The 24,973-nt window shown below is 59.6% G+C and carries 26 protein-coding genes; 16 read left to right on the top strand and 10 right to left on the bottom strand.

Annotated features, from left to right (window positions below):
* Positions 1-134: 134 nt before the first annotated feature.
* Positions 135-1,232, bottom strand: coding sequence for a Zn-dependent alcohol dehydrogenase (locus IH881_07225; GenBank protein ID MCH7867474.1), 1,098 nt, complete (start codon positions 1,230-1,232; stop codon positions 135-137).
* 321 nt (positions 1,233-1,553) lie between these two features.
* Between IH881_07225 and IH881_07220 the strand changes: the two genes are divergently transcribed.
* From IH881_07220 to IH881_07180, 9 genes are all read left to right on the top strand, one after another.
* Positions 1,554-2,294: an outer membrane lipoprotein-sorting protein gene (locus IH881_07220; protein ID MCH7867473.1), complete on the top strand. Its 741-nt coding sequence runs from the start codon at positions 1,554-1,556 to the stop codon at positions 2,292-2,294.
* Positions 2,295-2,315: 21 nt separating this feature from the next.
* Positions 2,316-3,782, top strand: a complete 1,467-nt coding sequence (locus tag IH881_07215) for a DUF1302 family protein (protein MCH7867472.1) — start codon at positions 2,316-2,318, stop codon at positions 3,780-3,782.
* Between the two features lie 320 nt (positions 3,783-4,102).
* A complete protein-coding gene (locus IH881_07210; protein MCH7867471.1) occupies positions 4,103-7,021 on the top strand; it encodes a chemotaxis protein CheW in 2,919 nt (972 codons plus the stop codon).
* Positions 7,018-7,533 (top strand): purine-binding chemotaxis protein CheW, encoded by a 516-nt coding sequence (locus IH881_07205; GenBank protein ID MCH7867470.1) that lies wholly within the window; start codon positions 7,018-7,020, stop codon positions 7,531-7,533. Before IH881_07210 ends, IH881_07205 begins: the two co-directional genes overlap by 4 nt.
* Positions 7,534-7,632: 99 nt before the next feature.
* Positions 7,633-8,730: a chemotaxis response regulator protein-glutamate methylesterase gene (locus IH881_07200; protein MCH7867469.1), complete on the top strand. Its 1,098-nt coding sequence runs from the start codon at positions 7,633-7,635 to the stop codon at positions 8,728-8,730.
* Positions 8,727-9,593 carry a protein-glutamate O-methyltransferase CheR gene (locus tag IH881_07195; GenBank protein MCH7867468.1) on the top strand — a complete coding sequence of 289 codons (867 nt, stop codon included), beginning with the start codon at positions 8,727-8,729 and terminating at the stop codon, positions 9,591-9,593. The genes IH881_07200 and IH881_07195 overlap by 4 nt, the downstream gene beginning before the upstream one ends.
* Positions 9,590-9,964: a response regulator gene (locus IH881_07190; GenBank protein MCH7867467.1), complete on the top strand. Its 375-nt coding sequence runs from the start codon at positions 9,590-9,592 to the stop codon at positions 9,962-9,964. The genes IH881_07195 and IH881_07190 overlap by 4 nt, the downstream gene beginning before the upstream one ends.
* A 2-nt stretch (positions 9,965-9,966) precedes the next feature.
* On the top strand, positions 9,967-10,848 hold the full coding sequence (locus IH881_07185) for an HDOD domain-containing protein (protein MCH7867466.1): 882 nt from the start codon (positions 9,967-9,969) through the stop codon (positions 10,846-10,848).
* A gap of 102 nt (positions 10,849-10,950) precedes the next feature.
* Positions 10,951-11,430, top strand: a complete 480-nt coding sequence (locus tag IH881_07180; protein MCH7867465.1) for a chemotaxis protein CheX — start codon at positions 10,951-10,953, stop codon at positions 11,428-11,430.
* A 45-nt stretch (positions 11,431-11,475) separates the two neighbouring features.
* Here IH881_07180 and IH881_07175 read toward each other — a convergent pair whose 3' ends face one another.
* From IH881_07175 to IH881_07165, 3 genes are all read right to left on the bottom strand, one after another.
* Positions 11,476-12,831, bottom strand: a complete 1,356-nt coding sequence (locus IH881_07175; protein ID MCH7867464.1) for a protein kinase — start codon at positions 12,829-12,831, stop codon at positions 11,476-11,478.
* Between the two features lie 117 nt (positions 12,832-12,948).
* Positions 12,949-13,755, bottom strand: a complete 807-nt coding sequence (locus IH881_07170; protein ID MCH7867463.1) for a ParA family protein — start codon at positions 13,753-13,755, stop codon at positions 12,949-12,951.
* Between the two features lie 209 nt (positions 13,756-13,964).
* The gene (locus tag IH881_07165; GenBank protein MCH7867462.1) at positions 13,965-14,267 is read right to left on the bottom strand and encodes a hypothetical protein; all 303 of its coding nucleotides are present in this window, start codon (positions 14,265-14,267) and stop codon (positions 13,965-13,967) included.
* A gap of 140 nt (positions 14,268-14,407) precedes the next feature.
* Here IH881_07165 and greB point away from each other — a divergent pair, with 140 nt between their 5' ends.
* Positions 14,408-14,944: a transcription elongation factor GreB gene (greB, locus tag IH881_07160; GenBank protein MCH7867461.1), complete on the top strand. Its 537-nt coding sequence runs from the start codon at positions 14,408-14,410 to the stop codon at positions 14,942-14,944.
* Here the strand turns inward: greB and IH881_07155 are convergent.
* The gene (locus IH881_07155) at positions 14,934-15,671 is read right to left on the bottom strand and encodes a hypothetical protein (GenBank protein ID MCH7867460.1); all 738 of its coding nucleotides are present in this window, start codon (positions 15,669-15,671) and stop codon (positions 14,934-14,936) included. The genes greB and IH881_07155 overlap by 11 nt on opposite strands.
* Positions 15,672-15,857: 186 nt before the next feature.
* On the opposite strand from IH881_07155, the gene IH881_07150 reads away from it, so the two are divergent.
* Positions 15,858-16,832, top strand: coding sequence for a CvpA family protein (locus IH881_07150; GenBank protein ID MCH7867459.1), 975 nt, complete (start codon positions 15,858-15,860; stop codon positions 16,830-16,832).
* On the opposite strand, the gene IH881_07145 is transcribed toward IH881_07150, so the two are convergent.
* From IH881_07145 to IH881_07135, 3 genes are all read right to left on the bottom strand, one after another.
* On the bottom strand, positions 16,829-17,563 hold the full coding sequence (locus IH881_07145; protein ID MCH7867458.1) for a DUF502 domain-containing protein: 735 nt from the start codon (positions 17,561-17,563) through the stop codon (positions 16,829-16,831). The genes IH881_07150 and IH881_07145 overlap by 4 nt on opposite strands.
* Positions 17,564-17,662: 99 nt before the next feature.
* Positions 17,663-18,688 carry a sulfotransferase gene (locus tag IH881_07140; protein ID MCH7867457.1) on the bottom strand — a complete coding sequence of 342 codons (1,026 nt, stop codon included), beginning with the start codon at positions 18,686-18,688 and terminating at the stop codon, positions 17,663-17,665.
* A 73-nt stretch (positions 18,689-18,761) separates the two neighbouring features.
* Entirely contained in the window at positions 18,762-19,496 is a 735-nt protein-coding gene (locus IH881_07135; protein ID MCH7867456.1) for a cyclic nucleotide-binding domain-containing protein, read from the bottom strand.
* 277 nt (positions 19,497-19,773) lie between these two features.
* On the opposite strand from IH881_07135, the gene IH881_07130 reads away from it, so the two are divergent.
* Both IH881_07130 and queG read left to right on the top strand, forming a co-directional pair.
* Positions 19,774-20,646: an exosortase/archaeosortase family protein gene (locus IH881_07130; GenBank protein ID MCH7867455.1), complete on the top strand. Its 873-nt coding sequence runs from the start codon at positions 19,774-19,776 to the stop codon at positions 20,644-20,646.
* A gap of 26 nt (positions 20,647-20,672) precedes the next feature.
* Complete coding sequence (queG, locus tag IH881_07125) at positions 20,673-21,734, top strand: tRNA epoxyqueuosine(34) reductase QueG (protein ID MCH7867454.1); 1,062 nt, start codon at positions 20,673-20,675, stop codon at positions 21,732-21,734.
* Between the two features lie 6 nt (positions 21,735-21,740).
* Here queG and IH881_07120 read toward each other — a convergent pair whose 3' ends face one another.
* The gene (locus IH881_07120; protein MCH7867453.1) at positions 21,741-22,295 is read right to left on the bottom strand and encodes a class I SAM-dependent methyltransferase; all 555 of its coding nucleotides are present in this window, start codon (positions 22,293-22,295) and stop codon (positions 21,741-21,743) included.
* Positions 22,292-23,092 (bottom strand): glycerophosphodiester phosphodiesterase, encoded by an 801-nt coding sequence (locus IH881_07115; protein ID MCH7867452.1) that lies wholly within the window; start codon positions 23,090-23,092, stop codon positions 22,292-22,294. The genes IH881_07120 and IH881_07115 overlap by 4 nt, the downstream gene beginning before the upstream one ends.
* Positions 23,093-23,121: 29 nt before the next feature.
* Here IH881_07115 and dcd point away from each other — a divergent pair, with 29 nt between their 5' ends.
* From dcd to IH881_07100, 3 genes are all read left to right on the top strand, one after another.
* The gene (gene dcd / locus IH881_07110) at positions 23,122-23,634 is read left to right on the top strand and encodes a dCTP deaminase (GenBank protein ID MCH7867451.1); all 513 of its coding nucleotides are present in this window, start codon (positions 23,122-23,124) and stop codon (positions 23,632-23,634) included.
* Positions 23,635-23,637: 3 nt separating this feature from the next.
* Positions 23,638-24,087 (top strand): D-tyrosyl-tRNA(Tyr) deacylase, encoded by a 450-nt coding sequence (locus tag IH881_07105; protein MCH7867450.1) that lies wholly within the window; start codon positions 23,638-23,640, stop codon positions 24,085-24,087.
* Between the two features lie 274 nt (positions 24,088-24,361).
* Complete coding sequence (locus IH881_07100; GenBank protein ID MCH7867449.1) at positions 24,362-24,820, top strand: hypothetical protein; 459 nt, start codon at positions 24,362-24,364, stop codon at positions 24,818-24,820.
* Positions 24,821-24,973 lie beyond the last annotated feature (153 nt).

Genomic DNA, 24,973 nt, shown 5'->3' with positions numbered 1-24,973 from the left:
CTTCGCGATGCAATGTCGATGTCAGAAAGCGATCCGCGCGACCGCGCCAGCCAGAATCAGCGCTGACGATGTTCACTGCGAAACGGTTGTTTCTCAGCAAAAATGACGGCTGAAAAGAATCGATCTCGGCTGCGCTAGAGATTGATCACGGTGCGAATTCCGCGGCTCGCGATGAGATCTTCCACAGCGAGATTGATCTCTGCGAGTGGGCGACGTTGCGTGATCAGACCCTCGAGATCGAGTCGGTCCGCTTGATACAGACCGATCAAGCGCGGGACCTCGTGCAGCGAGTTGCAGCTGCCCAGGGTGCAACCGCTGATCTTCTTTTGCTGGAACACCAACAGCGCGGGCAGGAAGCTGACCATGTCGGTCAGTGGCGGCGCCCCGACCATGACGGTCGTGCCTCCGTTGCGGATGGCGGCAATTGCGACCTCCACGAGTTTGCCGACGCCCGCGGCTTCGAACGCAAAATCCGCCCCCACCTCGGTCAGTTCGACGACTTTGGCAGCGACGTCTTCCACCTCAGTCGGATCGATCAGGTGGGTGGCGCCAAACTTGCGCGCGTATTCTCTTCGCTCTGCGACCGGGTCGGAAACGAGAATCTTGCTCGCCCCCGCCAACCGGGCACCCTGCACAATGGAGAGGCCGACCCCGCCCAGGCCCAGCACCAACACCGTATCGCCCTCCTTGATCCCGGCGGTGTTGAGGGCGGCTCCTACCCCCGTCTGCACCGCACAACCGATCACGCAGGCGACGTCGAGGGGTACGGAATCTGGAATCTTGATGGCTCCGGTCTCGAGTGCGATCACATATTCCGCAAAGGCCCCCACCCCGAGACCGCGATAAACCGCGCTGCCGCCCCGCGAAAGCCCCGTCGATCCGTCCGGTAGCGAATTCGTCATGATGCTCGCCGTGTTGACGCAGAGCGAATGCTCGTTGCGAACGCACCAGTAGCAGCTGCCGCAAGGTGGGCAGGGCGTGAGAACGACGCGGTCGCCGGGCTTCAGGCGCACGACGCCGGGTCCCACCGCATCCACGATCCCGGCGGCTTCGTGGCCGAGTATGATCGGCAGCGGGCTGGGAAACGATCCGTTGATGATGCTCACGTCCGAATGGCACAGCCCGCAATGTTTGACCGCGACGCGAACCTCTCCGGCATGGGGTGCCCGGATTTCGATATCGTCGACCAGAGTCAGAGGCTTGTCAGGTGCTTCGAGCAGCGCGGCTCGCATGGTCTTCGCAACGGGACTGTCCGACATGGTTTCTCCTGCTCTCGCCTTGGGTTCGCTCGGCGCTGCGGGTTCGGCAGGGCCTGCATCCGGGCCTCCAGTGTGAGACGCCGATGCCTTCACGTAAAGGGGCGCGACACGAAATGATTGAACGAAGTTGCAGAGATGCAGCGATCAGCGGCACTTCCCCTGATATTGGAAACGCGGCACACTCTCGGCTTGTTTTGCAATAGGAGAACTCTCTTGGAGCTACGTCGACCCTCGCTGTCGTGCTCGTTTCTCTCGCTTCTTGTCTTCTGCGGGCTCACCGCTGGGGGCAGTTCGATGGCCGATGACCTCTCGGCTCGGGAGATCATGCAAAAGGTCAAGGATCGCGACGATGGAGACAACCGCGTGTCCGACATGGAGATGATTCTCATCGACAAGCGAGGTAAGCAGCGGATTCGAAAAATGCGCACCTTCAGCAAGAACTTTGGGAAGGACGACTACACCCTGATGTTTTTTCTTTCGCCGGCCGACGTGAAAGACACCGGGTTTCTCACCTACGACTACGACGACGATGACGCCGATGACGATCAGTGGTTGTACCTGCCCGCGCTCAAGAAGACGAAGCGGATCGCGGCAGGGGATAAGAGCGGCAGCTTCATGGGGAGCGATTTCAACTACTCGGACATGTCGTCGCGCTCGGTCGATCATTACACCCACACTTTGATGAAGGAAACCGAGGTCAAGGGCCACAAAGTCTGGCAAATTGAATCGATCCCGAAGACCGAAGAGGAGATCGACGAAACCGGCTACACGAAGTTCGTGGCCTTCGTACGCCAAGACAACTTTGTGGTGATCCGCTCGGTGGGTTGGCGCAAGAAGGGGAAGCGGCTGCGCTACATGGAAATCCAGGGCCTCGAGTTGATCGACGGGATCTGGGTCGCCACCGAACTTTCGATGACGACCAAAAAGGGCAAAGCCACCCTGCACAAGACCATTCTCAAAACCTCGAACATAAGATTCAATCAACAACTCGCCGAAGCCGACTTTACCATCCGAAAACTCGAGAAGGGCTTGTAGCGGTTCGAGCGGATGGCGCCCATGCTTCGAGGCAGTCTGCTGAAGAGAATTCTCGCGCTCAGCTTGATCTGGGTCGCACTGGGGTTCTCCGTCGTCCCGGCCGCTGCCCAGGATGATGCGATGGACGACGTTCTCGCAGGATTCGACGAGAGCGACGAGTTCGAAGTCGACCCGGCACAGAGTGAGCCATCCGCTGCTATGGAAGATCGTGTTTGGAGTCTACAGGGCGATCTGAACTTCGGGTTGACGGCAAGTCTCCACAACCACGATTCGCCAACCGGCGACGATTACTCGGGGCTCCAACGCTTCCGAACCAAGCTCGCCCTGCAGTTCGATCTCGACCTGCCCCGAGGCTGGAAGCTGCGCACGTCGGGCTATGGCTTCTACGATCTCGCGTACGAGATGAACGGGCGCCGTGGCTACACGCGCGAAGTGAAGAACACCTACGAGAACGACTTTGAAGTCACGGACACCTACTTCGAAGGAAGCCTGCACGAGCGGGTGGATCTCAAGATCGGGCGCCAGGTCGTAAACTGGGGGCGAAGCGAGTCGCTCAGGGTGCTGGACATCATCAACCCGCTGGATAGTCGGGAGCCTGGCCTGGTTGATATCGAAGACATCCGGCGCTCGGTAGGGATGGCGAAGCTCGGAGTCTTTTGGGGTCCATGGACTCTCACGCTGCTCGCGATTCCCGAGGTGCGGTACGGCATCTCGCCGGCCCGGGGTTCAGACCAGGCGCCGGATGTCGGAATCGACGTAATCATTGCGCTCAATGCAACACTGACTCCAGCGGAAATGCTCAGGTTTATGTCAATAACCGGCAACGCCGAGGCGCTCAGCGACGAAAGAATCGAGAAGGACTTCGGCAAAGCAACCGAGTTTGCCGTCAACCTCACGGGGGTATTCAGCGGCTGGGATGTATCGCTGCAGGCCGCACGCTACAACGATGACCGCGCCCACTTCGACCCGGGCGATGGGCAATTAGAACACAGCCGACTTTGGATGCTGGGCAGTGGCGCGAACTACACCTTTGGTTCGTGGTTGATCAAGTCGGAAATTGCCTACCTGGACGGTTTCGAATTCTTTTGGGCGGACGAGAAGAAGTCTCGCGTCGACACGATGATCGGCGTTGAATACTACGGAATCAGCGACGTCAACATCGTGCTCGAGATCGCTCAGCGGCACATCAACGGCTTTGAGAGCGCGATGGGTCGCTTGCCAGATTTCGCCCAGAAGGACACGCTCGAAACAGCGCTGCGCATCAGCGTCGATCTGATGAATGACCAACTTCACCTGACGATGCTGAGCTTCGTGATCGGGGAAGCGGCGCAGGACGGAAGCTTCGTTCGACTTTCCGCTGCGTACGACGTAATCGACGCATTGAGTGTCAACGCGGGGTTCCTGCTCTTTCAATCCGGAGACAACATCTTTTTCGCCAACAGCGAGAAAAATGACCGTTTCTTCGCCGGTGCAAAATACAGTTTCTGAACTTTGCTACTCGTCGCTTTGAGAGCGTTCTAGTGCTCCAGGTCGCCATCACCCGATCCGTCGTCGGGTTCCCCGACGAAACCGTCTGACCCAGATCAATTGCATTCGCCCAGGTCCATGCTGTCTCGCTGGAGTGTTTTCCCGACCCTGACGCTGGGGCGAATTGCAGGCTCGCCAGAAAGTGTTCTAAGTCCGGGGATTGCAGTTCAAGTAGATCTTTCTGCCAAACGATAAGAATGTTCCAGCAGGGGCGGATCGTTTGCCTGGATTCGAGCCGAATACGGCGCGGACGGGTGACCCCTGTGATAGGGGGGAGGGAGATGGACGAGGATCAGGAACTTCTCCAGGATTTCCGTACAGAGTCCCTGGAACACATGACCGAAATCGAGCCTCTATTTTTGGAGATCGAAGAGCTCGAGGGCGAAGCGCAACTCGAAGTTGTGAATCAGATTTTTCGCGCTGCGCACAGTGTCAAGGGCGCCGCCGGTTTCTTCGGTCTGGATCGAATCCAAAATCTCGCTCACATCATGGAAAATCTCCTGATGCGAGTCCGGGACGGCGAGTTGGTCTTCCAATCGGACATGACCGATGCGCTGCTGGCGGGAGTCGACAAGCTCAGTCAGTTGATCGAAGCCTTGCCCGAAGTGGTCGATCTCTCGATCGACGAAGAAATTGACAGACTCAAGCCGCTGATCGAGGGCGAAGGTGCGTCGCCGGAAGCGGCGAGCGCCGAGGCACCCGCCGAGAGTGCCACTGTCCCTCCCGCTCCCGCCGTAGAGGCCGAGGCGGCCGAACCCGTTCCCGAACCACAACCGGAGCCGGCTACCGCAGTTTCCCCTGAGAGCACCGGAGAATCGGCGACCGATGACTCGTTCCCCGAATTTGTCATCAACGAAGAGGCGGCCGAAGAAGTGGCACGCTTCGGCCAGCGAATATACGGAATCGTCTTCGACGACGTACCTCTCGAGCAAAAATCACTCGTTCACGACACCAAGAAACGCGCTGGGTCGATCGGCAAGGTGTTGTCCGCCTTGCCTGCGGAACTCACGGGAGGATGTCTCGCTCTTCAGATTGGTTCCGTTCTCGAAATCGACCTGGTAGCCGGGGCGCTCGGGATCGATCCAAGCCGCATTCGATTGCTGCGCGAGCGGGTGACGATGTCCGACGACCGACTCGCTCAGGTGACGAACAAGAAAACAGGCAAGGACGGCGCCAAGAGTCAGCCCGCGGCGGCCAAAGAGTCCAAACCGGCTGCGGTCGCAGAATCGAAGGCCGTGACACCTCCTGTCGCCGGGTCAAAGCCGACCGAGACAGCAGTTGCAGCTGTTGTTGGAGCTGTTGTTGGAGCTGAAGTATCGGCGGCACCGGAAAGCAAGCCCGATCCACCCGCTGCCGGAAGCGCTGGAGGCGCAGGAAGCAATTCTGGTGACAGCGGCAAGCCGAAGGTCGCAAGCAAAAAGATGGAGGCGGCTGAAACGGTTCGCGTTTCTGTCGACCTGCTCGACAAATTGATGGACCTCGCGGGTGAATTGGTGCTCGGTCGAAATCAGTTGCTCGCGCGCCTGGATCAGACCGACGATCCCAGCATCAAGGGTGTGTTGCAGAACATCGATATCGTGACGAGTGATCTGCAGAGCAACATCATGAACACTCGGATGCAACCGGTCGGGAATGTCTTCAAGAAGTATCACCGGGTGGTGAGAGACCTTTCGAGAAAACTCGGCAAGAAGGTCGATTTGGTGATCGAAGGCAGCGAAGTTGAACTAGACAAGTCGATCATCGAATTGCTCTCCGATCCCCTGACACATCTGGTGCGCAATTCGTTGGACCACGGAATCGAGGCCCCTGCAAAGCGGCTGCTTGTGGGTAAATCCGAATCCGGCCTGATTGAACTGCACGCCTATCACGAGGGCGGTCAGGTCAATATCGAGATCCGTGACGATGGTCGGGGAATCGATCCAGCGAAGACCCGCGCTTTGGCGATCGAACGCGGCATGATGACCCCAGAAGAAGCCGAAGCGCTCAGCGATTCTGATGCGGTGATGTTGATCTTCGCCGCCGGCTTTTCCCTCGCGGCTGAGGTCACTGAGGTCTCGGGCCGCGGCGTGGGCATGGACGTCGTGAAGGCGAACATCACAAAACTCGGCGGCAAAATCGATATCGATAGCGAGGTGGGGAAGGGCGCAACCATTCGCATCCGCTTACCCCTCACCCTCGCGATCGTTCCGTCTCTGATCGTAGTCGTCGATCAAGAGCGCTTCGCGGTCCCCCAGGTAAACCTGGTCGAGATTGTGAGGATCAAGGCATCGGAAATCCCAACACGCCTCGAGCAGATCAAGGGAGCCGACGTGCTGCGCTTGAGGGGACGTTTACTTCCTTTGGTACGACTCGCCGATACCCTCGAAATTCCAAGGTATTTCGAGGACCCAGAGACTGGAGCCAAGAATCCCGATCGAAGAAAGAACCTCGCGGAGCGTCCAGTCGCGGCCGCCACGAGTGATGCTGCCCGGGATGCGGACGATACTTCGGAGACCAGAAGGACGTACGAGAATCAATCGGCCATCCACGTGGTCGTGCTGCGCTCGGGTGAACACCGCTACGGGTTGATTGTCGATCGCATTGCAGACAGTGAAGAAATCGTGGTGAAGCCGCTTTCGCAATTCATTAAAGGTTGTCGCTGCTATGCCGGTGCCACGATCATGGGCGACGGCCGGGTGGCGATGATTCTCGACGTTGCGGGCATCGCTGCAGATACGAACCTTCGCTTCCACGATTTGGCGGAAGAGTCGGATCGTCGCGAGCGCAAAATTGATGAGACCACCGGCAGCCGGCGAGAACTGATTCTCTTTGCCAATGCGGCATCAGAACAGTTCGCTGTCGATCTCGCACAGATCGTACGGCTCGAAAAAATCGAAGCCAACGAGATCGAAAGGATTGGCGGCTCCGAGTACATGCAGCATCTCGGCAAGGGCTTGCCCTTGATTCGGCTGGAAAATGAAATTTCCGTAAATCCAATCGAAGAGTGCGAAGAATATTATGTCCTGATCCCGAGTGGAGATGGTACGTCGGGTGGCATTCTCGCGAGTCGTGTGATCGACACGGTGGATATCGCGATCGAGCTGAACAAGTCCAAGGACGACCCACCTTGCGTGAGTGGTCGTGCGCTGGTCCAGGGCAGGCTGACCACCATATTGGACGCCGAATTGCTGCTCGCATCGGCGTTGGGAGATACGCCGTGATCTTGGATCCCGCTTCTCAGGACGAGGCGCTGGAGTATGGACTCGCGAGCTTCTATCTGGGCGATGACCTCTTCAGCGTCAACATCAGATTGGTGCGCGAGATCAATCCGCACCTCGACATAACTCCAGCGCGAAAAGCCGAAAGTTTCGTGAGCGGCCTGGTAAACCTTCGCGGCCAGATCGTCACAGTCATCGACCTCGGCGAACGTCTCGGGCTAGGTCGGCATCAAATCGGACCGGAGAGCCGACTCGTCATTCTCAAGACCAATTCAGAATTGGCCGCGCTGGACAACTGCGCCCTTGCCTCGACGGACGACAAGGTGGGGCTGTTGGTCGACCGAATCTCGGATGTGATCACACCGAACTCCGATCAACTCGAGCTCCCGCCGCCGAACCTGGACGGTTCAGGGTCGGTGTACTTGACTGGAGTCTGCAAGACCGACTCGGGGACGATGAGCATTCTCGATGTGCGCCGGTTGCTCGAGTACAGCCCGTCTGTCACCGAAAACTAGGTTCGACAAGCATGACGAGTTCGGCAGCAACATGATCAGGAAGGCGATTCGCATGGGAGGCCAGACCAGGAACGGATCGTGGCCGGGCGAGGAGCGGCGATGAGCGATCCCATCAGAACCGTGATCGTCGACGATTCCTCGATCTACCGGGCGATCCTGACTCGGGTTCTCAAGCAGATTCCCGATGTTGAGTTGGTTGGCTCAGCCAACAACGGACGACGCGGACTCGAGGTCATTGAAGAAGTACGCCCCGATCTGGTCCTGCTCGACGTCGAAATGCCCGAGATGGACGGTCTCGAGGCGCTCGAAATCATCGCCAAGCAGCACACTGATGTTTCGGTGCTGATGGTGTCGGGGGTGAGCGATGCGCGGCGCACGCTGAAAGCGCTGAGCCACGGAGCGGTCGATTTCATCGTCAAACCCGAGGACAGCGGAGCGGATGCTCTTCGCAAGCAACTCTGGAAGGGCGTTCGCGTCGTAAAGGCGCAGCGAGCGGCCCGGAAACGGCGGAAGAATGCAGTCGAAGCGGGAGAACCGCTGCGTTCTCGAGTTGCTTCGCCGAACCAAGTTGCAAAGGCGGCGAGCGGTTCGAACCAATCGCGACTGATCATCATCGGCGTTTCGACGGGGGGACCGCGGGCGCTCGAGACCCTGGTGGCAGACTTTTCGCGAGACCTTTCGTGTCCCGTACTCATCGTTCAACACATGCCGCCGGGCTTCACGGATTCGTTGGCCCAGACCCTGAACGGGATGAGTGCTCTCGATATTGCGGAGGCGAAGGCAGGAGAATCGCTGACTCCGGGGCGCGTCTTGATCGCGCCCGGCGGCAAGCATATGGAGATCGAGCCAAGCCCATCGGGCGACGGAAACCTGTTGATCAGTCTGCACGACGGTGCTCCCCGCAATGAGTGCAAGCCCTCTGTCGACGTATTGCTCGATTCTGCGCGAGCCCATTTCAAGGGAAACATCCTCGCGGGCATCATGACGGGAATGGGGAACGATGGTTGTCATGGAGTCGGGAAGCTCAAGGCCATAGGGGCATATTGCATTGCCCAGAGCGAAGCATCATGCGTAGTTTACGGAATGCCGCGCGCGGTGTACGAGGCCGGGCACGTCGACGAAATGGTGCCGCTCTACAGATTTGCGTCACGTATCGAGGAGTGGACCCTCGGGACCACCCCGGAGAGTCGCTCATGAGCGACAAGATGAATCTGTCAAAGGAAGAATTTGAGCAGCTACGTGACTTCGTGAAGAAAGAGTGCGGAATCGCTGTAGGTGACGAGAAGAGTTACCTGATAGAAACCCGACTCTCGACTCTGGTGATTGAAGCTGGCTGCGAATCGTTCGGTGAATTCTATACCACCGTGACCGAGGGCAAGCGCACGGGGATGCGAGACAAGATCATCGACGCGATGACGACGAACGAAACGCTTTGGTATCGCGATGCGGGTCCCTGGACCATCTTGCAGAAGTCACTGCTCCCTCGTTTCTGCGAACAGTTGCAGTCGGGTGAGCGCAATAAGATACGGATCTGGTCGGCCGCTTCGTCGACCGGGCAGGAACCTTATTCCGTCGCGCTTACGATTTTGGAGTACCTGAAAGAGTCCGGACCGCCCGGGGTCAAGGAAGAAATGTTTGAAATCCATGCAACGGATCTTTCCCCATCGGCGCTGTTTGTCGCGATATCCGCCCGCTACGACGGACTCTCGATCAGTCGCGGACTCGAACCGGATTTGCGAGATCGTTACTTCGAAAAGTCGGGGCGCGTGTACTCGCTCTGTGATCGAGTCAAATCCAGGGTCGCGTTCAAACAGTTCAATCTGATCGAGAGCTTCGACTCATTCGGGAAATTTGATCTTGTATTGTGCCGCAACGTCTTGATTTATTTCTCAGCGGACTTGAAGCGCGACATCGTCGGGCGAATCGGCGAGACGCTCATTGACAACGCAAGTTTCATGGTGGGTGCATCAGAATCTCTTCAAGGATGTATGACGAAGTTCAGTATGAAGCAGTGTGAAGGACAATTTTTCTACCAAAGAAAGCCGAGAGGTACAGGATGAAGATTCTCACGGTCGACGACTCGAAAATCATTCGAAAGATCGTAAGCGGTGTGATCGAGATGGCGGGCTACGAGCCCATTGGTGCCGAAAATGGCCAGGTGGCCCTCGATCTGTTGCGCGAGCATCACGAGGATATCGCCTTGGTGGTACTCGATTGGAACATGCCGATCATGGATGGGCTCACGTGTCTGCAGGAGATTCGCGCGGACGAAGATCTCGCGTCCATTCCCGTGATGATGCTGACTACCGAATCCGAACGGGAACGAATGACCACCGCGATTCAGCATGGTGCCAACAACTACTGTTCCAAACCCTTCACTCCAGAGGCTCTTGCGGTGAAAATCCTGGAGTGTTTGGGGATGGGAGGATGACGTTGTCGGGTCCAAAATTGCTCGAGCGCGTTGGCGGCCGGGGCAAACCGCTGCCCGCGCTGGCTGCCTCCGTGACGAGAATTCTCAGGGCTCTCGACGATGATCTCGCGAATGCTCAAGATATCGCGGATCTGATGGCCAGTGACATTTCGATCGCGAGTCGGGTGCTGGCCGTATCCAACAGCGTCATCTACAACCCGTCCGCGACTCCGTTCGCATCGCTCTCGGATGCCATTGCAAGAATTGGTTTCAACGAGGTGCGGAACATTGTCGTGACGACTGGTGTCATCGACGCATTCTCCGCTGCCGACTGTCCGTTTGACTACATGGGGTTCTGGAAGCACTGCCTGACCTCGGCCATCGCTGCGGGAACCCTTGCCGCACGTTCTCCGAAGATCGAGCTCGGTGGCTCTCCCGGCGACAATCCGTATTTTGTGGCTGGTCTCATGCACGACGTCGGAATTTTCATGCTCGTACAATGTCAGTCGCGCAAGTACGGGCGCATACTCAACGATGCGGTCGAACGCCATACGACGCTCATTCGCGCCGAACACGACAAGCTCGGCTACACCCATGCCGAAGTCGGTGCGGCGCTGATCCGGGAGTGGGGTCTGCCAGAGGGAGTTGCGGTCGCTGCCGAATTTCATCACAGCCCCACCGATGCGCCCGAAGAATTTGTGACCTGGGCGCAAGTCATTCATCTCGCGGACTGGATTGCAGACCACGAGGGTCTCGGTGTTTCGGTGGAAGGGACTTCCCCGCGGTTCGCCGAAGGGACCTGGTTTGATCTCGGAATTGGAGTGGACGAGATTCCGGACGTGATCGCCGATTTCAGCCTCGCTGCCGAACGTTCTGAAATGATGCTCGCGTTGGTGAAGGCTTAGAGAGAGTATTCAAGATGCAGACAACACTCGAAGTAATAGTGGAGACGCCCGCGTGTCTGTAAATAGCCGCCGGGCGGGAAAAATGAACGAGGAGCAGGGGAAATGACCGTTGATCATCCAATCGTGAAGGCCTTCGTCGGTGCTGCAATCGAGACGTTGAACACCATGGCCATGCTCGAACTCGAGACAGGGGAGATCTCCCGGGTTCAGGCTCTCGAGAACACCCTCGACTACACCGCGACGATGGGATTGTGTGGAGAGAAAGAGGGACTCCTCGTGTTGAGTCTCGAGTCCAGCCTGGCCCGACAGGTTGTTGCCGCGATGCTCGGCGAAGACGAGAGCGAGATCGACGGGGACCTTCTGGACGGCGTTGGAGAACTCACCAACATGATCGCGGGCTCAGCCAAAACTGAGCTCGGAAAAGCGGGTTATCACTTCAACCTGTCGATTCCCGCAGTCATCGAGGGCGAGAAGAATGTCGTGACCCCTCAAACCGCCTCGACGGGTCTACGAATCAATTTGTCCTGCGGTGGAAGAGAATTCGTCCTCGGGATCTGGACTTCCGGACTCGCTGAAGAGTAGGGCTTGCGCGAGAAGTTCGAGCCGAAAATCGCGGCCCCTGGCCACTCAATCCGAATGACGGCTCGGGCCGCGCGCGATGCGGTCGGCCATGCCGCGCAGGATTCGCACCGCAACCGAGGGGTTGCAGGTGATGAGCTGCTCCAACTCCGCTTCGTTGTAAATGCAGGCCCAAACGGTGCCCTCGGCGCGTAGGGTCAAGTGCCGCTCGACGCCGGTCAGGGTCGAGATGGCACCCAGGAAGGCGCCTTCGTCCTTTTCAATGTCTACGAGTTCCGTGCCATTTTCGATGCGAATCTTGCCCGACATCAGTTGGTGAGTGTGGTGAGACTGATCGCTCGGACTCGCGATGATTTCACCGTCCTCAAATTTTGCGAAGTAGCGATCGAAGCCCGGGGCGCGACAGATCGAAGCCCACAAGGGGTCGACCAGTTCGTCGATGACCTGATACACCTCTCCGACAAAGGCGTCGCTCCGGCCTGCTGCTGCCGCGGGTTGAGAACCCATGCCGAAGCCCGCAGCGATTGCCTTGATCCGACTCACGACTTCGGCTGCGCCACCGGGCCGGCGTTGAGGATCGAGGAAGAGCAATCCCATGACGACCTCTTCGAGGGGAGCCGGGCATCCGAGATGCACGTCGGATAGCCGCTGCAGTCCGTAGATGCAGCCGTCCTCCGCGCGCCGCAGGACATCCTTTCGCTGGTTGAGATCGATCCCGGTGAACGCAGCCCAGGCGGTGGCGCCTACGCCCCATAGATCGGTTCGCAAGTCGAATGCTCGCGTGCTTTGGTTGGCTTGCTCGGGTGCGCGGTAACCATGGGTCCCAAGGCCGACCGGAATTTGACCCTGCGCCAGCAATCCCTTCGACATCCATGAAGAGTGGGCGACTCCGAAATCGGAGAGCACATAGCCCCCCATCTCGTCGAGAAGAACATTGGAGGGCTTGATGTCGAGATGTAGGATCGACGCCTTGTGGGCCGCAGTGAGGGCGCTCAACAGGTCGGAAATCAAGCGCCAGGTCTGATCGACGTCAAGCCGTCCGATAAACGACCAGGCGTCCGCCAAGCTACCGCTCGGAAAATATTCCATCACCGCGAAGGCAGCAGGTCCATCGAGACAGAAGTCGTAGAGCACGGGGATGCGTGGATGCCCAATCCGTCGCAGTGCGGCGAGTTCTCGCTTGAGTGCGCTCATCGCTTTGGGATCATCGGTCGAGCCCAGTACCTTGATCGCTACGTCGCGCGGGGGAGCATCGGGATGGGACTCGCTTGTGTCGAGACATTCGCCTTGAAAAACGTTGCCGAAACTTCCGGCCCCCAGACGTTTGACGAGCTTGTAGCGGTACTTTGCTTTGAGCGTGGTACCGACTTCGACCGGGTCGCTGTTCGGGCTAACTTTTGTCATGTTGAAATGCCGGACCCGCTTGTGGCGGGCGCTTTCGGTTTATCGGTTGATCGGTGCTGCATCTTCTGTTCGTCGGGAGAGATCGTTGCAGGATCGTTTTCCAGCGGTCGTCGAAATTTATGGAAATCGTGTAGCGGTGGGAGACTGCCCGCGTGATCGCCGGATCAGGGGCGAAATCTCGATCGACTGAATCTCCCTGGCCAGACTTCGATAGATCTTTGCCACCGGCCCCTTGGGCTCGTGGACGCTGGCCGGGACCCCCAGTCCGGAGGAGCGTGCAATCGAAATGCGTTCGGGAATTGCGGTGCTGAAAACTCGGGCGCCATACCGCTTTCGCACCTGCGCCTCGACCGCGCGAGATACACCGGTGTGGTTGGTGCGCGAGATGACGAGTCGGGGCTCGCAGAGCGAATGATTGAGTCTGCGCTGATTGCGACCTGCGGTACAGAGGATGCGGCTCAGGCCGGCCAGCCCCATGGGACGGGCTTCGACCGGTACGTATAGTTCCTGCACTGCAGCGAGAACCGAATTGACGACGATCCCGAGGTTCGGCGGGGTATCACAAATCAAGTAGTCCCAGCGATCGGGGTCGAGGTCGTCGATGGCTCGTCGCAAAAATGTCAGGGCGTGAGATACGCCGTCGAGGCTTCGTTCCAATGTGGCCAAGCTGGTGGATGCCGGGATCAGGTCGACGCGTTCTGCGCACGTCGTCTGGATCAATCGTTCGAGAGGCAGGCTTCCCGCAAAGCTGCGAGTGAGTCCCGGCATGTGTTCGCGGCCCAACCATTGGGTCGCTGCTGCCTGGCTGTCGGTATCCATGACGAGGACGCGCTGCCCCAATTGGGCCAGGCCACAGGCCAGCCCCACCACTGTGGAAGTCTTTCCGACGCCGCCTTTCTCGCAGGCGATTGCAATTCGACGCACTGAAGCTCCCCAGGTCCTTGTCGGCCGGTAATCACCCCGCGCGGGAGGTGGCCGCGTCCATGCTCATCGGACAATTCCGTAATTCAATGAATGGATGCTTGACCCCAAACGCACGTTAGAATACGAATGGGTTGCGAGAGGCGCTGGGAGGGGCGGAAGGAAGAGAGGAGGGAAGAGAGGAAGGAAGAGAGAGGCCAAAGGCCTGGCGGTTACTCCCGGTCTTCCTTCCATTCCTTGTAGCCGGTGATGCCTGTATAGATGGCGCCGAGGAACAACGGCACAAAGACCACCCGATTGAAGGTGGCATGCTCGAGCATGTTGGGGTCGGTCGTCAGCCAGCCGTCGTAACCAAACCAGAGGGCGAGGCCGGTCAGCAGTGTGGGCAGGAACAGGGGGTGATCGAACGGAGTCGGGGCTTGTTCTTCCTCTTGCTCCGCGACTTCGGTTGAATTCGATTCGGTCTGTGGTGATGCAGAAGAGTCACTCTCGATTTTGTCGTCAGCGTCGGGCATTGGGCCACGATATCATGCTCGCAAGCGTCCCGCAGCACATTTGGGTGTTCGTATTGCACTGAACTCCGGCGCGACCAAGGCACGGGGACGGCTTGACCGCTGAACTCACCCAAGGGATTGTTCTCTGATGGCAGGCAGAAATGGCAGATAGATCCAAAAAAACGCCTGGCCCGGGGGCCGGCCCGCGGCCGAGCAGCTACATCACCCCCGAAGGCTTCGAGCGCATGCAAGAGGAGTACGAGAACCTCTGGAAGGTTGAGCGTCCCAAGGTCACCCACGCGGTTTCAGTTGCAGCGGCGCTCGGCGATCGATCGGAAAATGCCGACTACATCTACGGCAAGAAGCGGCTGCGCGAGATCGACTCGCGAATTCGGTTTTTGCAGAAGCGCCTGGACGACTTGACGGTGGTACGCGAATCCCCCGACCGAGAGGACAAGGTCTTCTTTGGTGCCTGGGTGACGCTGGAAGACGCGGAGGGCGAGCAGGTTCGCTATCGGCTGGTCGGTCCCGACGAGTCCGACGCCGCAAGCCTTCTCATCAGTGTCGATTCACCGGTCGGCCGCGCGCTGCTCGGGCGGGAACTCGACGACGATGTCAATGTTGTGCGCCCGCGCGGAAGTACGACCTACACGATCATCGATATTAAATATGAGAGCAAAAGCACCGCTAGCGGTTGACGTCGTGGAGCCCCGTTCGTTCGCTGCGAAAGTCTTCCAGGATTTCATGGATGACGTTCTCGTCGATCGAAAAACTCAGCAACTCAGCAAACACGTGGAGTCTCGATACAGCATTGCGGCTGGCGTCCCGGACCTTGACGTGGCTGAGCCGCTTGGTAATACCCTCGTTGACCTGTTGGATGCCTTCGTAGGCCTGCGAAAGCTTACTCATCTCCCAATCCGGATCTTCACCCCGACGCGACCTCAGATATTGCTGGAAGAGATAACGTGAGATCACTCTCGGGAGCGTTTCGTAGGCGGTTGCAAACGGGAGGTGGCTGCGGGCCAGAGGTCGCATGGGTTCCATCACCGGGCATCCACTGGTTGCCATCAAGAGACCAAGCAGCGAACCAATGCCGATCTGCAGTGAGCACACTTTTTCGTAACTGCGCTCTTTTGCGTGTACGGTGACCCGAGCTTCCTCGTGGGCGTACGAGTCGGCGAAGAACTCGACCATTTCGTCGATCGAGACCGCAACGGGGCAATGGGGCGTCGATTCTGGGGAGAGCGGACAATTGGTGCACTGCGACACTTCGAGTCGTGTCCATTCGGGCAAGGGGATCGTCGGAGCTTCGTGGACCTGTTTCAGCGTCAGGGGATCGAGCCGCACCTGGTACGACCACCTCCGGTCGTCCGAGAGCAAGAACTCGTAGGAGAATATGATGAGTTCTGACGCCGATTCCGTCACGCACGACACCTACCGCCTCGACTGGAATTGCGCTGGCTCGACCGCGCTTCGAGGTTCCGGCGTATTCATCGGTCGTCGTTGCGATGGGCACGATGGGGGTTTCCCCCAGGTCCTGGCTGGTCATCTCACCCGAGAGATTGCGCCGGAGCTCTTTAGGCCGGTCTCGGGCAGGTCGATAGGTCGAACATGCTTCTCGATGTGATTTTGCTTGGCCTGTTTGGCGCGTTCGTACTCATGGGTGCGTACCGCGGGGCGCTGGCCGCGGGCACGAGTGTAGTTTCGCTGTTGCTGGCCTACGGCGGTGGGGTCTACTGCGCCCAGAATTTGTCGCAGACTGTCGCCGAGAAGCTGGCGATTTCGTCCCTCTACGGAGCGGTTGCGGCGGGCACCCTGGGCTTCCTGGCGACGTTCATTGTCGCCGGTCTGTTGGGTTCCCTGCTTCGCGAATGGGATCTCGACCGCCTCGATGACGATCCCCGGGGCTGGCTGGACCGCGCGGGCGGCGGCATTTTTGGCGGCATTCGCGGGGGACTCGTGGTGCTGCTGCTGTCTTGGCTGGTGATCTGGCTGGACGCGGCGCGGGACCTCGGTGTGATTGAAAACATCGACCGACTTCCCCAAACCGAAGATTCCAGTGTCGCCAGCGCCACGCGGTCGGTGGTTGCCGAGGTGATCCGGCGAGTCATGGCTGAGGACGGCGAGGCGCCCGAACCCGGTGCGAGATTGATGGCGCAACTGGCCTCGAATCCGGGCACGGCCCTCAAGGGGCTGCAGGATCTGCTGTCCGATTCCAAGATCGAGGGACTCCAGCGCGACAAGTTCTTCTGGACGCTGATCGAAAACGGAGCCGCAGAGCGGGCCCTCAACCGGCTCTCTTTTTACAAGCTTTCGCACGACGACCAGATGCGCCGTCGGCTGGCGGATTTGGGCATCGTCAGCGCCGCCGCCGCAAAAGATGTCGAGATTTTTCGTCAGGAGTCGCGTGTGGTCTTCGAGCAACTTGGGCCGAAGCTCAAGAGCTTGAGAAACGACCCCGAATTGCTGCGACTCGCCGAGAACCCGGAGATCGTGAAGCTGCTGGAAAATGGCGACACCCTGGCGCTGCTGAACCGCCCAGAAATTCAGAGCATCGTCGAACGCATCGCGAATCCGACCCCCTAGCGGGTCTCGCTCGTAGCCTCGATTCCTGGGAGAGATTCCTGACTGGCCGAAACGCGGTGGTCGGGATCGGGATTCACGAGCCCCGCCGACATAATCACCTTGAACGCCTCCTCGACCGTGAGATCAACCTCGCGAACCTCGGACTGTGGAACGACAAGGTAGAAGCCCGAGGTGGGATTCGGGGTCGTGGGGACAAAGCAATTGATCATCGGTTCCTCGGGAAATGCCGCCTGTATCAGCGGCCCAGAATTCCCAGTGGTAAACGCCAGAGCCCAGAGTCCCCTGCGCGGATATTCGACGAGCACCACGGTGTTGAAGCCGGTGGCTCGTCCTCCGGCGACGATCGCTTCGAAGAGTTGCTTGACGCCGCCGTAGATACTGCGTGCCACGGGAACCCGGGACAGCATCCGTTCCCAACCCCGCACCAATTCCTGGCCAAAAAAATGACGCACGATGACGCCCGACAGCAAGATGACGATAAAAGTAAACAGGGCGCCGACTAGAGGAGGGAACTCGATCGGTTGCTCCAGCGCTGGAAACAACCAGCTCACCACCCGGGGCAGCAGCAAATTGTCGAGCCGTTGGACGATCCACGCGATTGCCCAGAAGGTGATGCCAATGGGCGCAAAGGCCACCAGCCCGGCGACAAAGTAGAGCCGCGTCGCGGTCCAGATCGCATTCCAGGCGCGGCTGATGATGTTGCGGGACTGTGGGGTCTTGTCGTCAGCCAAGTTTGAACTCTCGATTTTCGCTGCTCAATCTCACGCAGAGCGTTGAGCAGATGATGGAGGAGAAATAATTTATCTCAACAGTTTTCATCTCGACAACTTTTATCTCAACAACACGTCACACACATTGCGGACCAGTTTCACGAGCTTGCCGAATGCGTTGTGGTGAATGTTGCGGCGAAGCGCGACGAGAAGTTTGCGTTCGAGAGTATGCCGCGTTGCCTTGGGACGCTTGGCCGGCTTCGCCCCGAGTTCGATGGCATTGAGTTCCGCCGTGATCTGGGCGCGCGAAAACCCCCAGGTCTCGAGGTCGTCGTCCAGCAGTGCGCCGAGAATGTCGTGGCACTGGGCGACTTTGTCTGGACGCCCCGTCATGGCGTGGGCCCATTTGGCCAGGGATGCCGTCGTGGGTCGCGACTCTTTGGCCACAGTCATCGGATCGCCTAGACCACGAGCCGCAGTTTTGACGCCCCCGGTCTGGTCCCCGTAGTTCACCATGCCGGGTTCGAAGGGAATGCCGAGGTAGCCGCAAAGCTGCTCCATCTGGGTATCGGGATCGCTGACCAGTTCTTCGTAGTGGATCGCGTGCAGATCGACCGGTTGCTCCCGCACGAAGCGTGCAATCGCCGGGACATAGCGCTCGAGCAGCGGATTGTGGTTGTGCGCGACCTCGTGATCACCGTCGAAGAATGACGTCACGAATGAGGACCAGATCGCCATCGGGTGACGCATCAGCACGACGAACTTGGCCTTGGGGTAGAGGCGGGCGGCGAAGTCGAGGATCAGTGAATAGGCCGGAGTCTTGTCGAGCAACAGTTCTCGGCCAGAGGGCGCGAGGAGCTTTGAGTAGACGGAGTCGGTGTAGCGTCGCAGGGATTCGAGGTAGTCCGCCTCGCCTTGCGGCAGGTCCGCAACCAGTTCGCGAATACCCGCCCGGGCAATGACCGGGTCATAGGGCGCCTTCTCGACGCTTTCGTAGTAGCCCAGATGTGCGAGTGGGGTGAGGAGGTGGGGTTCCGCCGGCGCGTGAATCTTGGAGTGCGCACCCAGCATCTGCGTCAGCAGCGTGGAACCCGAACGCGGGGGCCCAATCAAAAATACGAGTCGGTCTTCCACCTCGTTCAGCATACCTTGTCTCGACATCCTGTGGGGCTCTTCGGTTCAGGATCGAGAACGCCGGAACGTCATTTCCTCGCGCAGCCTAGAGCAGGCCCGACACCCTGTTCATGATTGCGCTGAGGCGTCGGGTCGAAATGCGCAGCATGGCGCTGCCCAGGCGGTACCCGAGCCACGGCTTGGCGGTCCGAATATATTGGAACGCTTGCCTGTCGATCTCGAGCAGCCGGACATCCGTCGCGGTGGTGGCGCTCTCGGCGTGGGGGACGTCGGCGAGAATGGGAAGGCCGCCAAAAAACTGACCGGGTTGCAGCCGCTCGAACTCCACATCCCGCGCATCGCGGACACGAAATTCAAGCGTGACCGTTCCTTCGATCAGCAGGTAGATGCTGTCCTGTCCCGGCTCGTTGGTATTTTGGCGGTAGAGACTGTGGCCGATGGGAATGTCTCGATAGCGGGTCATCTGCGACAGGCTCATCGCATCGTCGAGCCCGAGTTCGTGGAATTCCGACTTCTCGAGCAGAAAGCGCGCGAGATATTTCCCGCTTTCGAGCACGAAGTCCCAGATGCTGTCCAGATCCGATTCGCTCAGATACTCGAATGAAATGCCGGTGAGCATCAATTCGGCGCAAGGTTCTTCTCGCTGCCAACAGCCGGCACAGCTCAGTGTCAAGGAACTGCGATCTGGCAGCATGATGACGATCTGGTTGATGCTCTTGATATTGAACGGTGAAGCGGTCGCAATGCATGTACCGCCGACGCTCAGATCCCGGGTGCGCCCGGGCAGGCCCCCCGGAAATTCGCTCGAGCGAAGCTCCACCGGAAGGTCCGCTCCTACACGTGGAGTGACGCGCGCCTCGAGGGGGTCTTATGTACGATTGCCGCGGAACGACGGACTCGTATTGCCGGAACCTCCGAGAGCTTGATCGGTCAACATGCACTTGCGCTTGAAGATTGTGATCACTCTGTACGAACAAGAGGCTGGGGCCGAGAGCAGCTTGCAGGCCGACGTTCCGTCCAGATCAAATCGGGACTGTTCGCGACCGATGAGATGACCAGGGTCCGGCGAGGCCGGATGGAATGGGAGCAGGAGTCAGGTGACAGAGCGAGTTGAGCGGTCGGGAATTGCGCTACAGGGCACCGAGTGGTTGCTCCTCATCGCCTTGATCGCGGCGTTTGCTCCGGCCCTGGTCGCACTCTCGGATGTATGGAGCCGCTACGACTACTACTCGCACGGGTACATGGTCCCGCTCGCTGCCCTGTGGGCCGCCACGGCTCAGCGCAAGGTTTTGCCACGGCTGCCCGTCGAGCGCAGCCTGCTCGGGGGCGTGCTGCTCGGGTTCTGTCTGATGCTGTATCTGGTGGGCCTGTTTGCTTCGATCGTATCGCTGCAAGGGCTGGCCCTCGTTCTCAGCGTTGCCTGCGCGGTCTACTTCGCCCGGGGGCGCGCCTGGCTGCGGAGTCTCAGTTTCTCCATCTCGTATCTGATCTTCATGGTTCCCGTGCCGCAAAGCCTCATCACACCTTTTATCGCCAAGTTGCAGTTACTGGTGAGTGGTGCCGCCATCCGCGTGGTTCACAGCATGGGGATGTCGGTCTATCGAGACGGCAACGTCATGCACTTGCCGGGGGGCGAATCCCTCTTTGTCGCCGAAGCCTGTAGTGGCATCACGTCGATCCTGACCCTGGTGCCACTGGCGGTATTCCTGGCTTACTTCACGCAACCGAATTGGTCTCGACGGCTCGCGCTTGTGGTCGCCGTCGTTCCGCTGGCCATGCTCGGCAATCTGACGCGGGTGGTTCTCACGATCTACGTTGCGCGGCACTATGGAAGCGAAGTAGCCACGGGCGGCATTTTCCACGAATCGGCCGGAATTCTTACCTACGTTCTCGGTTGCTTCGCCCTGTTGGCGATCGGGGGTCTGATGACCCGAGTGCTGCCCACGTATAAAAGCCATACACCGCAATGAGTTCGGAAACGGAGCTCAGCAAAAAGGTGAAGTCGATGGCGCTCGCTCTCGGCGCCGATCTGGTGGGGATCTGTGCCGCCCGCGCAACTCCGGAGAGTCGGCAGCTCGGCAGTTGGCTGGCTCGAGGGTATGCGGGGACGATGGACTACCTCGCCCGCACAGCGGAAAAACGGCAAGACCCCGAGAAGTTGTTCGAAGGCGCCCAGAGCATGATCGTCATTGGGATGACGTACGACCCGGCGCCGGCCCCCGGAGCCGGCGAACCCGATCTCCCGGCCCAGCCCGATGACGCTCGCGGCAGGGTGGCCCGCTACGCCGTGGGCGATGACTACCACGAGGTTTTGGCGGACCGATTGCACGCGCTTGCGGCGGGCATCGAGGCACTCGTCGAAGCACCGGTTTCGAGCCGGGTCTACGTCGATACCGGCCCAGTCATCGAGCGGGTTGCCGCGGCCTATGCGGGAATTGGCTGGGTGGGGAAGAACACCTGCCTGATTCATCCCGACCTGGGCTCGTATCTTTTTCTGGGCGTTCTCGTGACCGGCCTGCAACTCGATTTCGACGTGCAGACCGAGGACCTGTGCGGCACTTGTACGGCGTGTCTCGATGCATGCCCGACCGACGCCCTCGAGTCGCCTCGCGTATTGAACGCGACTCGCTGCATTTCCTACACGACCATCGAGGACCCGGGCCCGATCCCCGAAGCACTCCGCCGTGCCCACGGCGATCTGGTGTACGGCTGCGACATTTGCCAAGAGGTGTGCCCCTGGAATTCTAGACGCGCCCGTTCGTGGCCGGACGATCCCCTCGGCTTGCATGCCCGGTTGGAAGCTCGCGACGAATGGGCCAGCCCAACGCTTGCCTGGATTCTCGATCTCGACGAAGCCGCCTGGCAGCGGGCGACCCGCGCGAGTGCAATGCGCCGCAGCAAACGCCGAGGTCTGCTCCGCAATGCGCTGGTGGCCGCGGGGAATTCCCAGGACCTGTCGCTTCGGCCCCAGGTCGAGAGGTTGGCCGCCGGGGACGATCCATTGCTGGCCGAGCACGCCCGCTGGGCGATCGAGCAATGGAATGGCACCGGTGCTTGAGTGAACTCAGTCGGGCTTGCGCGCCAGCAACCGGGCGGTGATATCGGGAGGCGTCCCGGCGTCGGGGCCTTCTCGATACGAGATGACTTCGAGGTTGGGAAACAGCGCCGGTAGCTCGTCCGGTTCGAGAAAGAACTCTTTGCGCCGCGGTCCCCGCCCGGTCTCTCGATGCGCCAGGGCAAAGGTTTCGTAGAGCAGGATGCCTCCCGGGCGCAGCGCTTCTTCGATTGCCGCGGCGAGCGGCCGGAACAGAAAGCGAAACACGAGGATTGCTCCGCAACTCCCCGGTCGCACTGGGATTCCGTGCTGGGTTTCCAGATCGCAGCGCACCGTGGTGACTTTGTCGCCGAGCTGCCGGGCCCCGGCTTCCAGTTCTCTCAAATGGTCGCGGTTTCGGTCCAATCCCAGCACGGGGATGCCGGCCTTCGCCAACAACAGGGTGTGGCGTCCGCTCCCACAGGCCAGGTCGACTACCCGGCCCTTCAGGGCGGCAGCCCGAACCTCTTCGATGTGCTCAGTCAACAATATGGAGGCTTTGGCCAGGGGCGTATTGGGGCTCACGCTCGATCCAGCAGCGCCGCCATGCGTTCCGGATGGTCGGTCACGAGCCCGTCTACACCGAGGGCGAGCAGACGGCGCATCGCGTCCGGCTCGTTGATGGTCCAGACATGCACCGCGATCTCGGCGTCGTGGGCGAACTCGATCAGTTCCCGAGTGACCAGGGGCCGGTCAGCGAACTCCTCCGGGATCTGCAGGGCCATCACATCCTCAGGCGCTTTTTTTCTTTCGATGGCGGCCCGCACCACTGAGAGAACGTCAGCCGTCGAAGCTCCGATTGCGAAGCGGCTACCCCGGGTGCTTCGTTCCCGCCGCAGCTCGAGCATGATCGGATTTTCGCCCGCGGTGAGCAGGGTGCGGCTGGCGCGATCAAATTTCTCGACCAGTTCGATCACCCGACCGACCAGATTCACGGGGTTGGCTTTGATCTCGAGATTGAAGTGGGCGTCCGGAAACGCCTCGAATGCCTGTTCGAGAGTCGGGATGCAAACGCCTTGCCCGCGTTGAGGAAAGCTCTTGCCAGCGTCCGTACTGAAGTAGTGCCCGGCGTCGAGCTCGCGAAGTTGATCGAGAGTGAGATCTTCAACCTGGGCCGTCCCTTCGGTGACGCGGCCGACGTAGGGATCGTGGATCAGGACCGGCACGCCGTCCCGGGTCGCGTGAATGTCGCTCTCCAGAATTTCGGCTCCGAGGGCCAGGCCCTTCGCGAACGAGACCAGCGTGTTCTCCGGCGCGCTGCCGGCGGCGCCCCGGTGACCGATGATGACCGGGTGCGAAACGTCAAAGAAGGCGTGTGGCATGTGGGTCCTAGGTTATCATCTTCCTCCCCATGTCGGTTCTGACCCGCGACGTCATCCTCGAAGAGATCGCCGCAGGGCGTTTGAAGATCACACCACTCGAAGAGAGCCAGGTGGGCACGGCATCAATCGACCTGACCCTCGGTGACGAAATCCGGCAGATCATTCCGGTGGCGGGCGCCATCGACATCGTCGAAGACACCGACTACCGCCAGCACACCCAGGTCGTTTCCCTCGACTCGCCGTACGTCCTTCACCCCGGTGAGACGATTCACGGCATCACCCGCGAGTTGGTGGAACTGCCACCGAACCTGTGCGGCTTTCTCGAGGGGCGAAGTCGCTATGCCCGACTCGGCTTGATGATCCACGTGACCTCGGCGCTGGTGCAGCCAGGCGTCTGCAACCGCCAGGTTCTCGAACTGAGCAACGTTTCGAGTCAGCCGCTCCGCATCCACGCCGGAGTTCGGATCTGCCAGTTGGTCGTGATGCGCACCGAGGGCCAGGCGACCTACGCTGGGCGATTTTCGAATCAACACGAAGTCTGACCCGTGCGAGCCGTCGTCCAACGAGTGAGTTCAGCCCGCATCGCGGTGGATGAAGAAACCGTCGGTGAAATCGGACCGGGGCTGTTGGCGCTGGTAGGGGTCGGGCGCGAAGACGACTTGTCCGACGCTGAGGAATTGGCCAAGAAAATTGTCCATCTCAGAGTCTTCGCCGATGCGGACGGTCGCATGAATCGCTCGCTGCTCGACTGCGGGTACAGTCTCGCGTTGGTCTCTCAATTCACCCTCTACGGCGATGCGCGGAAGGGACGCCGTCCGTATTTCGGTGCCGCCGCCCCCCCCGAGGTTGCCGCTCCTTTGATCGAGAGTTTGGCGACCGCAGTCCGCTCGCTCGGGGTTCAGGTCGCATGTGGGAGGTTTCAGGCCCACATGGATGTAAGCCTGGTGAACGAGGGCCCAGTGACCATTCTGCTCGATACCAAAAGACTTTTCTGACGTAATTGAACGTCCTGCTGCTTGCCCTCGTCTCAGCAAAGCGTCAGAATTCCAGTTGGGGGGTCGATTCCAACTGCGAGTGCGTATTTTCACGCACGCCAACTTTTCAAACGTAAAGTCGGCGAACGCAGTTTGATTCGGTTCAGCTTCGGCATCTGGCACTCGGTTGGAGAATTCTGACCGGGCCAAATGCAGGGGCAAAGCAGATCGGCGTCATCACACGCTGTTGTGACGCGCCATTGTGCGAACAATGAACGAGAGGAGAACCAAGCCAGTGAGTTTAAAACTGAAATCGACTGCGACACGTACGGCGAATCCGGGCAGCAGAGCCGGACGCCGTTTAATGATGAGCCTGCTCGTGTGTGTGGCGCTCGCGGTGACCCCGGCGACGGCTCTGGCCGCAGGGGAAGGCGAAACCATGGTGAGAGAGGCGGGCATAGGTATGGGAACCGCGGTGGCGAGCCTGATCTACGCCCCCCTAAAACTCGTCTACGCGTTTGGCGGGATGGTGGTGGGTGGCCTGGCCTGGGTTTTTTCAGGGGGCGATCCCAGCGTCGCAAACATCGTTTTGACCCCGTCCGTGCGCGGTGACTATGTGATCTCGCGGAAACAACTTCTCGGTGAGCAGGAGATCGAGTTCTTTGGACGGCGGCCCCGACCTACCAGCGATGAAGGCTGGGACGAAATGCCGGTCGGCTCGGAAGTCGCATCGGCCTCTGCGTCGCGCTGGTAGCTGTCGCGCGGGTAGCATTGGCGAGCGCGACCGGCGAGGGAAGACAAACTCGCGGGTCGCGCTCGTTGCCGTTTTACTCGCTGTTACTTTTTGATTTGTGGAGGAGTGATGGCGGGGGTTCTGCAACAGTCTGCCAGGCCGGCGATGCAAGTA

The sequence above is a fragment of the Myxococcales bacterium genome, assembly GCA_022563535.1.
Classification (GTDB): domain Bacteria; phylum Myxococcota_A; class UBA9160; order UBA9160; family UBA4427; genus DUBZ01.
Note: the sequence above shows the minus strand (reverse complement) of the source record. Positions and strands in the feature narration are given on the sequence as shown.

Excerpts from the sequence above, each read along its gene's own strand:
- IH881_07200 (MCH7867469.1), top strand. The coding sequence starts at position 7,633 with ATGAGCGATCCCATCAGAACCGTGATCGTCGACGATTCCTCGATCTAC.
- dcd (MCH7867451.1), top strand. The coding sequence starts at position 23,122 with ATGTCGGTTCTGACCCGCGACGTCATCCTCGAAGAGATCGCCGCAGGG.
- IH881_07195 (MCH7867468.1), top strand. The coding sequence starts at position 8,727 with ATGAGCGACAAGATGAATCTGTCAAAGGAAGAATTTGAGCAGCTACGT.
- IH881_07190 (MCH7867467.1), top strand. The coding sequence starts at position 9,590 with ATGAAGATTCTCACGGTCGACGACTCGAAAATCATTCGAAAGATCGTA.
- IH881_07215 (MCH7867472.1), top strand. The coding sequence starts at position 2,316 with ATGCTTCGAGGCAGTCTGCTGAAGAGAATTCTCGCGCTCAGCTTGATC.
- IH881_07150 (MCH7867459.1), top strand. The coding sequence starts at position 15,858 with ATGCTTCTCGATGTGATTTTGCTTGGCCTGTTTGGCGCGTTCGTACTC.
- IH881_07210 (MCH7867471.1), top strand. The coding sequence starts at position 4,103 with ATGGACGAGGATCAGGAACTTCTCCAGGATTTCCGTACAGAGTCCCTG.
- greB (MCH7867461.1), top strand. The coding sequence starts at position 14,408 with ATGGCAGATAGATCCAAAAAAACGCCTGGCCCGGGGGCCGGCCCGCGG.
- IH881_07180 (MCH7867465.1), top strand. The coding sequence starts at position 10,951 with ATGACCGTTGATCATCCAATCGTGAAGGCCTTCGTCGGTGCTGCAATC.
- IH881_07165 (MCH7867462.1), bottom strand. The coding sequence starts at position 14,267 with ATGCCCGACGCTGACGACAAAATCGAGAGTGACTCTTCTGCATCACCA.
- IH881_07220 (MCH7867473.1), top strand. The coding sequence starts at position 1,554 with ATGGCCGATGACCTCTCGGCTCGGGAGATCATGCAAAAGGTCAAGGAT.
- IH881_07175 (MCH7867464.1), bottom strand. The coding sequence starts at position 12,831 with ATGACAAAAGTTAGCCCGAACAGCGACCCGGTCGAAGTCGGTACCACG.
- IH881_07115 (MCH7867452.1), bottom strand. The coding sequence starts at position 23,092 with ATGCCACACGCCTTCTTTGACGTTTCGCACCCGGTCATCATCGGTCAC.
- IH881_07225 (MCH7867474.1), bottom strand. The coding sequence starts at position 1,232 with ATGCGAGCCGCGCTGCTCGAAGCACCTGACAAGCCTCTGACTCTGGTC.
- IH881_07140 (MCH7867457.1), bottom strand. The coding sequence starts at position 18,688 with ATGCTGAACGAGGTGGAAGACCGACTCGTATTTTTGATTGGGCCCCCG.